The organism is Bacillus sp. NPDC060175, assembly GCF_042728695.1.
Taxonomy (GTDB): Bacteria; Bacillota; Bacilli; order Bacillales; family Bacillaceae_G; genus Bacillus_A.
Window position 1 is genome coordinate 125,750 of record NZ_JBHWYR010000003.1, and the last position, 12,164, is coordinate 137,913.

Below are 12,164 nucleotides of genomic sequence, written 5' to 3' on the forward strand. Positions count from 1 at the left end.
ATCTGTGTTTGATGAAGGTTTCCATTTTATTTTACATCGCTTCCGAATCCCACTCATGCTCTTGCTGGACAAACACAACGCCTAATTCATGATGTCCTCCGGCGTATAATGCTGTTTGAGCAAGACGAAGCTCACCATTTGTATCTACTACTTCTAATTTACAAAATGCTCCTGTCGTCTTCGTTTGAAGCGCGTCATAAAAATCTTCGGTACTTCTTGGAATGATTCCATTTACTTTCGTAATAACTTCTCCAGGCTTTAAATTCATTTCCGCCCCAATTGTATTCGGAATTGTATCTAACACAACAAGTCCATCATTACGTGCGGCAAAGTATGCTGGTCTTTTCTCGTCTGCAATTTTCTCTTGCATCGAGATTGTAAAGCGCCCAAGCATTGCGACTCCCATCGCGATAATTGCGAGTACGTGCCACCAGTAACTTGCGACACCTAAAACGAGTACGAGTCCTGCTAATCCATAAACACGTCTTCCTGTAAATAATAAAGCTTCCGTCGGCTCATAACTTCTAATCTTTCTCATAAATCCAATTAAAAATGGAACAAGGAATAAAGAATATGTAGTCGAACCTATTGAAACGACAGGCCACCAAGAAATGAATCCTGTCACCGCGTCTCCTGGTATAAGAATAAATACTGGCACAAGCCATAAACGATTTGATTCATGTAGTCCAATTCTCAAACCACGCTTACCCTTTTTAATTTTCGGCGTAGAATATCGCACTGCATTTTTAGAGATTAATAACCCCTCTACAACGAGCATAACGCCTAGTAAAATAGCAAGGGATACAATCGTATCCTCTTCACCTTCTCCAAGCTGTAAGAAGGAAACTGGCATCTTAGACGATAACAACACGAGTGCAATAGCGATTCCGAAAGTATAAGCTACAGATAAATATCGATACATAGCAGTTAATCCAAATAATAACGTCCAAAGTAAAATTGCCCATAAACTCGCTTTTGAAACAACAAGCCCGAGTCCAATCGTAATAATAGATACGATTAATCCGTACCCAATACCTGCAAATAGAGTTGTTCGTAGTTCAAACCAAATATCATATACTTTAAAAGAAAAATCTTTTCGTTCTCGTAATATACGTAAGTATCCAACGAAGATACTACTAATTAAAAATACATAGACAGCAGGGTGTAAGAAAAAACGTCCAACTGCTCGTAGTATTTCAAAAAGCCATGCCTCCACGAATTCATTCACCACCATTTATATCATTTTTTCTTTTTATCTTATCATAACTAAAGAAATGTTTGTTTAACACATAAAAAATACAGGCATCAAAGTGCCTGTATTCTTTCTTATTTCGCTATTAATTTCAATGCCGTCTGTAATTGTAAATCATTTTCTCCAGAACGGATTTTTTCAATAATTTTAGTTTGAAGCGCTTCAGCTGTCTTTTTATCGAGTTGTCCTGTTGCTTCCATCTCATTCGCATTTTGGAATGCTTTTAGTGCTGATTCTGTCTCTTTGCTAAAGTATCCATCTTCACGTCCTGGTACATATCCTAAGCTCTTAAGCATTTCTTGCGCATGTTTTACTTGTACATCATTTGAATTGTATGAAAGTGTCTTTTCAATTTGAATTGGTGTCGCATGATAATAAGCTGGTTGCTTCACTTCTACAGTTGGCGCGATTCCTTTTTTATGAATCCAATTGCCATCTGGTGTTAACCATTTAAACATTGTTAATTTAATATTGCTACCATCTTTAAATGGAACAGCTTGTTGGACAGTACCTTTACCAAACGTTTTTTCACCAATTAAATCGTATCCTTCTCCCTCTTTTAGCGCACCCGCTAAAATCTCTGAAGCAGAAGCACTTCCATTATCAATTAATACTGAAATTGGATATGACTTTCTTTCTTTCAGTTCCGTAGAGAATTTCTTCTTCTCACCATTTCGCTGTTCTACTTGTAGCATTGGCTTTTTATCTGTCATGATGTCTCCTAGTATGTCTTCTACACTATTTAAATAGCCACCAGGATTGCCACGTACGTCAATAACTAAGCCTGCTATATGTTTCTTCTCTAACTCTTTTAACTGATCCTTAAATTCTTTCGCAGTATTTTCAGCGAAAGAAGTAATTTGCATATAACCGATGTCTTTTCCGCTCTCTTGCTTTACTGAACTAAATACAGTGAAAATCGGAATCTTTTCACGCTTAATTTTAAATTCTATCGGATCAGCCACTCCTGCGCGCTTAATTTCAATTGCAACAGTCGTTCCTTTTTTACCACGAATTTTTAATACTGCTTCTTCACGTGATAAATCTTTCACACTATTTCCATCTACAGATAAAATTTGGTCATTCGGTTTAATTCCTATTTTTTCTGCTGGTGAACCTTTAATTGGCGATACGATAATAAGCTTACCGTCCGTCTTGTTTACTTCAGCTCCAATCCCTTCAAGTTCAGGATCTAGTGACTGACTAAACTGTTTTGCCGTTTCTTTATCCATATACGTGGAATAAGGGTCCTTCAGCGTAGACAACATTCCTTGTATCGCACCTTCGACTAACTTGTCGTCTTTCACGTCTTCCACATAACGTGAATCAATTAGTGCATACGCCTCATTAATCTTTGCCAAATTCCCTTGCGCTATGCCAGCATTACCATTCGATACTGTTTGCGTTACATACGCTGGGTTTATCCCAAACCAGTACATACCACCAAACATCCCGCCAGCACCAATTAAAAATGCAACAACCATTCCAATAATTGCAACTCTACGTTTCAATGCGGAATTCCCCTTTCCAGAACACACAGGTGGTGTAGCAAAAGGCATCACACGATGTGTGATGCCTTTACCTATTTCTACTATATGATAAGCTTGTACGAATTATGTTTGCAACTTTTTATACTTTTAAGAAGCGACGAATTGACATTACACTTCCCCACATACCGATTAATGCACCGATTAACACTAATAAACCAGCTAATTGGAATACGAATGGGTTGTATGGTAGAAGCTCGAAAATTGTTCCGCCAAGTTTTTCATTAAACACACCTTGCAATGAATTATATATAACTAAAATTAGGCCAATTGGAATAATTGATCCTAATACTCCTAGGAATAATCCCTCTAACAAGAACGGCCAACGAATAAACCAGTTTGTTGCACCAACAAGTTTCATAATTTCAATCTCAGTACTACGAGCATAAATTGTAATTTTAATTGTGTTAGAGATTAAGAACATCGCTGTGAATAGAAGACCAGCAATTAACGCAATCCCGATGTTACGACCAGTTTTTACAGTATCAAATAATTTTTCAACTTGACCTTTACCGTATTGAACATTACTTACAAACTGCATTTTCTCAATCTTTTTCGCAATCGCCGCTGTATCTGTTGGTTCTTTCGCCTTTACAACAAATACATCTTTCAGTGGATTATCTTGCTCAAATAACTCGAACGTTTTTCCACTATCGCCTAAGCTTTTAATTAAACGTTTCAACTCTTCTTCTTTAGAAGAATATTTAATAGAATCTACTTTCGCAATTTTACTCATATCTTCTTCTAATTTCTTTTGATCAGCTTCTTTTGCTGCCGGATCAATATGCACACGAATTTCTACATCTTGCTCTACTTTCGTCGCAAAATGGTTCATATTCATAATCGCTGCCAAAAAGACACCTACAAGTAATAACGTAACTGTTACTGCACTTACAGAAGCAAATGTCATCCATCCGTTACGGGATAGATTTTTCACACCTTCTCGCAAATGTCGACTAAGGGTTTTAGCCTTCATATCCGTATCCTCCCTCAATCTCGTCTCGAACAATTCTTCCGCCTTCAATTGCAATTACACGATGACGAATTGTATTTACGATATCTGCGTTATGTGTCGCCATAACAATCGTTGTACCACGCTCATTAATACGTTTAAAAATGCTCATAATATCAAGCGCTGTTTCAATATCTAAGTTACCTGTTGGCTCATCAGCAATTACAACCTTTGGTCTATTTACAATCGCTCTTGCAATCGCCACACGTTGTTGCTCTCCGCCTGAAAGTTCGCTTGGAAGTGCATCTGCACGATCATCTAGACCTACAAGACCTAACACTTCTGTAACACGTTCACGAATCGCATCTGGTTCTTCTTCAATTACTTCTAAAGCAAACGCAACATTCTCATATACCGTTAACTTAGGTAGCAATTTAAAATCTTGGAAAATTACGCCTAATTGACGACGGAAATATGGAACATCTCTTTCTGCTAATGTTTCAATTACAAGTCCATTTACATTAATTGATCCTGTAGATGGCTTCTCTTCACGATACATCATTTTAATAAATGTAGATTTTCCGGCTCCACTCGGTCCAACTACGTATACGAATTCACCTTGTTTAATGTTAACTGTGAGACCAGCAATGGCTTTCATACCATTTGGGTACTCCTTATAAACATTCGTCATTTTTATCATTATTTATCACCCAATACTTAATGATTTTTTTCGAAATACTTTTCTGTACATTTGAAAATAAAAGAAAAACCTCTATTTTCGCTCGACCGTTCTTGTTGAAGGTAGCTTCCATACATGCTTTTTATTAGCAACGCTACTCTATGTAATATATTTCATCAAAATTCTACAAACCCCATTGTAACATCAATCGGTTTCCAATTCGGATACAGTTTTGTTACAGTTATGTTACATCCTAAAAAAAGATAAACGAGCTCATGTAATTACTTAACTCGAAGCACTTTTCGGTCAAGTTATACAATCAGCTCGTTTATTAATTACGTTTCTTATTTATGCTCCGCTAACCATTCAGCTACTTTTTTTGCGTCTTCACCTTGAATAAGTCCAGGTGACATTGAGCCGCGACCTTTTTTAATAATTTCTTCGATATCTGCAGCGTCATACTTACTGCCTACTTTTCTTAAATCAGGTCCAGTTGCTCCTGCTAAATCTTTCGCGTGACAACCAGCACAACTTCTTTGGAAAATTTGTTCTGCACTATCTGTACTTGCAGACTGATTCGAAGACTTACTCTCTTCTTTATTTCCACATGCTCCTAAAGCAAAAACGACTGATGTCCCCAGCGTAATAGCCAACAATTTCTTTTTCACTTCTATCGCTCCCCATTGTTGATATTCTTTTTATTCATAACTAGGCAATAGTTTTCATAACACATTCAATATTCATTATAAGCATTATCTTTATATAGAAAAACTAAGGTATATTTCATATTTTTTACAAATATAGTGAGAAGCCTAATAAAATAAGCTTTCATAAATTGTTTCAATTCTGTGAACACCTTAAAAAGTTCTATAAAGAGCCTTTTTCTCCAAACCAAAACTGAAAATCCCTATATAAAGCACTACTCTATTACCGCTCTGTTTTACTATTCTCTACTTTTTACAAAACAATATACGGCATTGTATTCTACATATAATCTCATCAAAAAGAGAAGTTGTCGCCTCCAACTTCTCTTCCTCTTTATTTCATCAATATAAATAAGATAAGCCTCTTTATATCCTCTTGGACCTCAACATGTGCCAACAATTCTGTTGGCTTTTTCTCTTATTAAATACGAGAACGTAAATACGCATCAATAAACGGATTAATTTCCCCATCCATAACTGCTTGTACGTTACCAATTTCTGTATTTGTACGATGGTCTTTCACAAGAGAGTACGGATGGAATACGTAAGAACGGATTTGGCTGCCCCATCCAATTTCTTTTTGCTCTCCGCGGATCTCATCTAATTGTGCTTGTTGTTCTTCTAATTTCTTTTGATATAATTTCGCTTTCAGCATTTTCATCGCATGTTCACGGTTTTTAATTTGAGAACGCTCTGACTGACATGTTACAACCGTGTTTGTTGGTAGATGCGTTATACGAACTGCTGAATCTGTCGTATTAACGTGCTGTCCGCCTGCACCACTTGCGCGATACGTATCTATTTTCAAATCTTCTGTACGCACTTCAATTTCAACTTCATCATTGAATTCAGGTACAACTTCACAAGATACGAACGATGTATGACGACGACCTGAAGAATCGAACGGTGAAATGCGTACAAGACGATGTACACCTTTCTCCGCTTTCAAGTAACCGTAAGCGTTATGACCTTTAATTAATAATGTAACACTCTTAATACCAGCTTCATCGCCCGGTAAGTAGTCAACTGTTTCTACTTTAAATCCACGTTTTTCAGCCCAGCGTGTGTACATACGTAATAACATAGAACCCCAGTCTTGTGACTCTGTTCCACCTGCACCTGGGTGTAATTCTAAAATAGCGTTATTTTTATCATAAGGATCGCTTAATAGTAACTGAAGCTCGTACTCATTCATTTCTTGAATTAAAGTTTTCACTTCAGATTCTAATTCTTCATGTAAATCTTCATCATACTCTTCTTTAAGTAGGTCATGCGTCATTTCTAAGTTTTCGAACGTCTCATCCAACTGACGGAACCTTCCAACCATATCTTTCAGCGCATTCGCTTCATTAATTACAGCTTGTGCGCCTTGTTGGTCATCCCAAAATCCAGCGCCCATCATCGTTTCTTCTAATTCTGCAATTTGTTTTTCCTTAGTAGGGAGGTCAAAGAGACCCCCTAAAAGCCGCTAATCTCTTAGCCATTTTTTCTAATTCTTGCCTAATTTCTACTAATTCCATTTCCTTCACCTCTATGTAATTGCTGTTACTTTCATATGAAAACAAGGGAAACTCTCTCCGCTTATTACGGAGAGAGTTTAAACCTTTTCATTATACATTTTTGATGTAAAAGTTTGCAAAGCAGCCTGAACTACAGTTCCCTATTACTGCCCAATGCCACAACAGTTTTTATATTTCTTGCCACTACCGCATTTACATAAATCGTTGCGTCCCATTTGGTCACCTTTTACAACCGGTTTTTTCTTCGCGTCCTCGCCATCGCTTGATGGATGAACAGCTTCACCTTGAACAACTTCTTGACGCTCTAAGTTTTGCTCAATTTCAGCTTTCATAATGTAACGAGAGATTTCCTCTTCAATAGAAGCGATCATCGACTCGAACATTGCGAATCCTTCCATTTGGTATTCACGAAGTGGATCGATTTGTCCGTAAGCACGTAAATGAATACCTTCACGAAGATGATCCATTGCATCGATATGATCTGTCCATTTCGTATCTACAACACGGAATACAACAACCTTTTCGAATTCACGCGTCTGCTCTTCAGGTAGAAGTTTCTCTCTTTCGTTATAACGCTCTACTAATTTCGCGATAATTGATTCGCTCATTTCTTCTGGAGCAAGGCGACGTAACTCTTCTTCTTTTACATCTCCTTCTTCAAGAAGGTTTGTATTTAAGTAATCGACAAGACCTTTAATGTTCCAATCTTCTTCGATTTCTTCTTGCGTATGAAGTGCAACAGCACGTTCTATCGTAGATTTCATCATACCTTCAATAATACTGCGTAAGTTCTCTGAATCCATTACTTCTTGACGCTGTTTATAAATTACTTCACGTTGTTGACGAAGTACATCGTCGTATTGCAATAGCTGCTTACGTGCATCATAGTTATTTCCTTCCACACGTTTTTGTGCAGATTCTACCGCACGAGAAACCATTTTACTTTCGATTGGTTGTGAATCATCCATACCAAGGCGATCCATCATCGCTTTCATATTGTCAGAACCGAAGCGGCGCATTAGTTCATCTTCCATTGATAAGTAGAACTGTGTTACACCAGGGTCCCCTTGACGACCAGAACGACCACGTAACTGATTATCAATACGACGACTTTCGTGACGCTCTGTACCGATAACTGCTAGGCCAACGTTTCTAATATCGTCGCCTAACTTAATATCCGTACCACGACCAGCCATATTCGTCGCAATTGTTACAGCGCCTTTCATACCAGCTTCTGCAATGATATCTGCTTCACGCGCATGGTTTTTTGCGTTTAAGATATTATGACGTACACCTTTACGTGTTAACATTTTTGAAATAAGCTCTGACGTTTCAATTGCAACTGTACCAACAAGAATAGGTTGCCCTTGTTTATGACGAGTTACAATATCCTCAACAACTGCATTGAATTTACCTTCCATTGATTTGAAGATTAAATCAGCACGGTCATCACGAATAATATCTTTATTCGTTGGAATTACGATAACATTCATATTGTAAATACTACGGAATTCTTCTTCTTCCGTTTTCGCTGTACCAGTCATACCAGATAATTTTTCGTACATACGGAAGTAGTTCTGGAACGTAATTGTTGCAAGCGTCATACTTTCATTTTGAATTTCTACGCCTTCTTTTGCTTCAATAGCTTGGTGTAAACCTTCGCTATAACGACGACCTTTCATAAGACGACCAGTGAATTGGTCTACGATTACGATTTCGCCTTCTTGTACAACATAATCTGTATCAAGGTGCATAACAACGTGTGCACGAAGCCCCTGATTAATATGGTGAAGAAGTGCTACATGTTTTAAATCAAATAAGTTTTCAATGTGGAAAGCTTTCTCTGCTTTCGTAATACCATCTTCAGTTAACATTACATTTTTCGTTTTCACATCAAATGAATACTCTTTTTCATTTTCTAATGTACGAACGAATGCATTTGCAAACATGTATAGCTCTGTTGATTTTTGAGCTTGTCCAGAAATAATAAGCGGCGTACGTGCTTCATCGACTAAAATAGAATCGACTTCATCGATGATAGCAAAATTAAGTGGACGCTGAACGCACTGCTCTCTATATAACACCATATTGTCACGTAAGTAATCGAATCCAAGCTCGTTATTTGTGCTATACGTAATATCAGCAGCATAAGCAGCTTGTTTCTCTTCACGTGACATACTATTTAAGTTAATCCCTACAGTTAGGCCAAGGAACTCATGAAGTTGTCCCATTTCACTTGCATCACGTTGTGCTAAGTATTCATTGACTGTAACAACGTGAACACCTTTTCCTGTTAATGCGTTTAAATATACAGGTAAAGTAGATGTTAACGTTTTACCTTCACCTGTTTTCATCTCAGAGATATTTCCTTCATGTAAGGCGATACCACCCATTAGCTGTACGCCATATGGACGCATTCCAAGAACACGATTTGCTGCTTCACGAACAACAGCAAAAGCTTCAGGAAGTAGATCATCTACTGTCTCACCTTTTGTCAGACGTTCTTTAAATTCAATCGTCTTTCCTTTTAATTGTTCATCAGTTAGCGGCTTAATAGATGATTCTAATGCATCAATTTGCTCCACTGTCTTCTGCATACGTTTAATTTGGCGTTGGTTGACATCAAATACCTTTTTTAAAATACCGATCATAGGAAATACGCTCCTCTTTTATTAAAATAAAACTTCCGATTGCTTTCTTTTTCTCTTTACAATCAGTCGTTATAAAAATCAAATTTATGTTATGCCAATTTTTCTCCTAATTAAAAAAACTAAAATGTATAAACCTAATGATAATTGTAACACTTGTCTTATAACTATGACAACAATCGTCCAAATCTCGAGCCGTAGATTCAGAAAAATTTTTCATTTAATTTGTTCCAACAAACTAATATTTCAAATTCATATTACAAATTTTGTATTAAATCTAAGTAGTGTTCTTTCAAGTTCTCTTTTAAAGAAGATGGCTCAATTATTTTTATAGTTTTACCAAAACTAGCTAGATACGAGATGATAAAGTTGATTTCAGCAGGCTCATAAGTTCCTATTAAGTATGTATCTTCGTGTTCTTCCCATAATTTCATCGAAGGATATTGTTGTTGCTTGAATATCTCTATCCCCCTCGCAGTAATTGAGCATTTAAATTGAATAGCTTGTTCAGTTGCCTTCCAAAGACTATGTGCGTTATGTATATTTATGTTTTCCAAATCCAGACTATCCTGAGCACCTACCATTTCTAACGACCTAATACGATCACAGCGAAACACTCGATAAGCCGATTTATCTAAATCGTAAGCCTGGCAATACCAATAACCTTTCATTGCATAAATCGAAATCGGCTGAATACGGCGCATTGTCGTTTGTTTCGGCGTTACATAGTTTATAGTTAAAGCCCTATTTTGAACAGCAGCTAACAAAATCTCTTCTAGATAACCACATTCATGTGCTTGTTCCAAATGAAAAAAGGACACTCTTTTTTGCAAGTTTTCAATTTGCTCACGTTGTTTTGACGAAACACTATCTAAAAATTTCTTATTAATGGAACGAAACGAGATTTGAAAGGGAATACTTACAAAACTACTTAGTGCTTGCATTGCAAAATAAAGTGCAAAAACTTCATGATTTGTAAATGAAATCGGTGGTAATGTCATCGTTTTGATTAAACGATAACCTCCATACCGACCATACTCTGCAAAAAGAGGGACACCCATTTCCTCTAATGATGTAATATCACGTAAAGCTGTCCTTTTTGAAATTTGAAATTCATCCATTAAATCTTTCAATGTGAATATTTGTTTTTGATTAATAAAACGTAGCATCTGATTTAAACGTTCAACTTTTTTCATAAATTCTCCCTATAGGTGCCATATGCTGGCACCTTATATTTGTATAATAATAAGTGTAAACATATATGAAGGAGGCAATACAATGAACTTTGAAGTAATCCCTTTTTTATCATTAAATGGGCAAGGTGCTAAAGCAATTGCATTTTACGAACAGTATTTAGGCGCAAAAGTTTTATTTAAAAAGAATTATAAAGAAATGAAAGAAATAGATCCGAATTTCACGTATAAAGAAAGCCAAGAACATTATATTACCCATTCTGTTTTACAAATTGGCGCTAATAAAATTATGATTGCAGAACAGGCAGTGGATTCCACACGTCCTTGGCAATTAAGTAATAGCTCATCATTATGCATTCAATCTAAAGATTTCCAAACCATTGAAGCACTCTATCACAATCTAATTCAACATGAAGAAGTTCATATTTTAACAACTTTTGAAAAAAACTCCTTCAGCCCTGGTTATGCCATTGTTCGAGATCCTTTTGGAATTGTAATACAATTGACAGTAACAAGACATGACTTCTAAATCCCATTAAGAAATACAAAAATAAAAATATATAAAAAAGCGCAGCCTCTTCCGGCTGCGCTTTCGAATTATTATTTTGTTTCGATTAAACCATATTTCCCGTCTTTACGGCCATATACAACATTAGTTTCATTTGTATCAGCATTTGTGAAGACGAAGAAACTATGTCCTAGCATATCCATTTGTAAGATCGCTTCTTCAACGTCCATCGGTTTTAAATCGAATCGTTTTGTACGTACAAGTTCTAATTCATCCTCTTCTACCGCATCCAGAACAGCTACTGCTTCTGGAAGGATAAAGTTAGTTTTCACAGAACCCTTTTCACGTAATTTACGGTTTACTTTTGTTTTATGTTTACGAATTTGTCGCTCAATTTTATCAACTACTAAATCAATCGCAGCGTACATATCGCTATTTGTTTCTTCTGCACGAAGTAATAAATCTGTAAATGGAATTGTCACCTCGATACGTTGCTTGTCAGAGTATACCTTTAAATTAACTTTAATCTCTGGGAATGTATCAAAATAACGCTCTAATTTACTTAGTTTTTTCTCTACATATTCCTTTAATGCTGGAGTTACTTCAATATTTTCACCACGAATGTTGAATTTCATAGATGAATTCCTCCTTTCAAGCCTATGTACTATAATTTCGACATTGGCTTAAAAACTCCTTCTAACTTTTTTAAAAAAATTAGTGGAATTGCGATTTTTTTATCGTTTTTTGTTGAAATGAAAAGATGCATCGTTTCTATCTTTATTTTATCCTATTACCATCGTGAATAACGACTGTAACTGTGGACAATTAGTTACAGAAAAGAAACAACTTTTTGACAACTCCTCCAAAACAAAAAAGCCCTTGTTACGAGCAAGAGCTTTCGCCATCTATATAATGCTGCTAAAAATACAGCTCTATCTTTTCCAAAAACTTAATTTTTACAGTTTCACAACATTAGCCGCTTGTGGCCCACGTGCTCCATCAACAATATCAAACTCCACTTGTTGACCTTCTTCTAACGACCTATACCCATCTTGTTGAATAGCAGAAAAATGAACAAACACATCGTCACCATCTTCACGCTCAATAAACCCAAATCCCTTTTCTGCATTGAACCATTTTACTCGTCCTTGCATGTTCATT

The 12,164-nt window shown here is 36.4% G+C and carries 11 protein-coding genes; 1 reads left to right on the top strand and 10 read right to left on the bottom strand.

Annotation, left to right across the window (positions count from 1 at the left end):
• Nucleotides 1–31 precede the first annotated feature (31 nt).
• The 8 genes from ACFWDE_RS02910 to ACFWDE_RS02945 form a co-directional block, all read right to left on the bottom strand.
• The gene (locus ACFWDE_RS02910; RefSeq protein WP_377889896.1) at nt 32–1,216 is read right to left on the bottom strand and encodes a PDZ domain-containing protein; all 1,185 of its coding nucleotides are present in this window, start codon (nt 1,214–1,216) and stop codon (nt 32–34) included.
• A gap of 110 nt (nt 1,217–1,326) precedes the next feature.
• Nucleotides 1,327–2,763 (bottom strand): S41 family peptidase, encoded by a 1,437-nt coding sequence (locus tag ACFWDE_RS02915; protein ID WP_483861741.1) that lies wholly within the window; start codon nt 2,761–2,763, stop codon nt 1,327–1,329.
• Nucleotides 2,764–2,881: 118 nt separating this feature from the next.
• Nucleotides 2,882–3,775, bottom strand: coding sequence for a permease-like cell division protein FtsX (gene ftsX / locus ACFWDE_RS02920; protein ID WP_002112857.1), 894 nt, complete (start codon nt 3,773–3,775; stop codon nt 2,882–2,884).
• Entirely contained in the window at nt 3,765–4,451 is a 687-nt protein-coding gene (gene ftsE, locus ACFWDE_RS02925) for a cell division ATP-binding protein FtsE (protein WP_377889899.1), read from the bottom strand. Before ftsE ends, ftsX begins: the two co-directional genes overlap by 11 nt.
• Before the next feature lie 323 nt (nt 4,452–4,774).
• Complete coding sequence (cccB, locus tag ACFWDE_RS02930) at nt 4,775–5,098, bottom strand: cytochrome c551 (protein ID WP_002034763.1); 324 nt, start codon at nt 5,096–5,098, stop codon at nt 4,775–4,777.
• A 457-nt stretch (nt 5,099–5,555) separates the two neighbouring features.
• Nucleotides 5,556–6,654 (bottom strand): peptide chain release factor 2 gene (prfB, locus tag ACFWDE_RS02935; protein ID WP_113733794.1). Its coding sequence is split into 2 segments (ribosomal slippage): nt 5,556–6,581 and nt 6,583–6,654, totalling 1,098 coding nucleotides; the frame shifts between segments, so codons are not numbered across the junction.
• A 143-nt stretch (nt 6,655–6,797) separates the two neighbouring features.
• On the bottom strand, nt 6,798–9,305 hold the full coding sequence (gene secA, locus ACFWDE_RS02940; protein WP_377889902.1) for a preprotein translocase subunit SecA: 2,508 nt from the start codon (nt 9,303–9,305) through the stop codon (nt 6,798–6,800).
• A gap of 254 nt (nt 9,306–9,559) precedes the next feature.
• Nucleotides 9,560–10,498, bottom strand: coding sequence for a helix-turn-helix transcriptional regulator (locus ACFWDE_RS02945; protein ID WP_377889904.1), 939 nt, complete (start codon nt 10,496–10,498; stop codon nt 9,560–9,562).
• 82 nt (nt 10,499–10,580) lie between these two features.
• On the opposite strand from ACFWDE_RS02945, the gene ACFWDE_RS02950 reads away from it, so the two are divergent.
• Nucleotides 10,581–11,024: a VOC family protein gene (locus ACFWDE_RS02950; protein ID WP_377889906.1), complete on the top strand. Its 444-nt coding sequence runs from the start codon at nt 10,581–10,583 to the stop codon at nt 11,022–11,024.
• A 71-nt stretch (nt 11,025–11,095) separates the two neighbouring features.
• Here the strand turns inward: ACFWDE_RS02950 and hpf are convergent, their stop codons facing one another.
• A complete protein-coding gene (gene hpf / locus ACFWDE_RS02955; protein WP_002034758.1) occupies nt 11,096–11,638 on the bottom strand; it encodes a ribosome hibernation-promoting factor, HPF/YfiA family in 543 nt (180 codons plus the stop codon).
• Nucleotides 11,639–11,959: 321 nt separating this feature from the next.
• The gene (gene cspC / locus ACFWDE_RS02960; RefSeq protein ID WP_377889974.1) at nt 11,960–12,157 is read right to left on the bottom strand and encodes a cold shock protein CspC; all 198 of its coding nucleotides are present in this window, start codon (nt 12,155–12,157) and stop codon (nt 11,960–11,962) included.
• Nucleotides 12,158–12,164: the final 7 nt, after the last annotated feature.

Excerpts from the sequence above, each read along its gene's own strand:
- ftsX (WP_002112857.1), bottom strand. The coding sequence starts at position 3,775 with ATGAAGGCTAAAACCCTTAGTCGACATTTGCGAGAAGGTGTGAAAAAT.
- ftsE (WP_377889899.1), bottom strand. The coding sequence starts at position 4,451 with ATGATAAAAATGACGAATGTTTATAAGGAGTACCCAAATGGTATGAAA.
- secA (WP_377889902.1), bottom strand. The coding sequence starts at position 9,305 with ATGATCGGTATTTTAAAAAAGGTATTTGATGTCAACCAACGCCAAATT.
- ACFWDE_RS02945 (WP_377889904.1), bottom strand. The coding sequence starts at position 10,498 with ATGAAAAAAGTTGAACGTTTAAATCAGATGCTACGTTTTATTAATCAA.
- ACFWDE_RS02950 (WP_377889906.1), top strand. The coding sequence starts at position 10,581 with ATGAACTTTGAAGTAATCCCTTTTTTATCATTAAATGGGCAAGGTGCT.
- hpf (WP_002034758.1), bottom strand. The coding sequence starts at position 11,638 with ATGAAATTCAACATTCGTGGTGAAAATATTGAAGTAACTCCAGCATTA.
- cspC (WP_377889974.1), bottom strand. The coding sequence starts at position 12,157 with ATGCAAGGACGAGTAAAATGGTTCAATGCAGAAAAGGGATTTGGGTTT.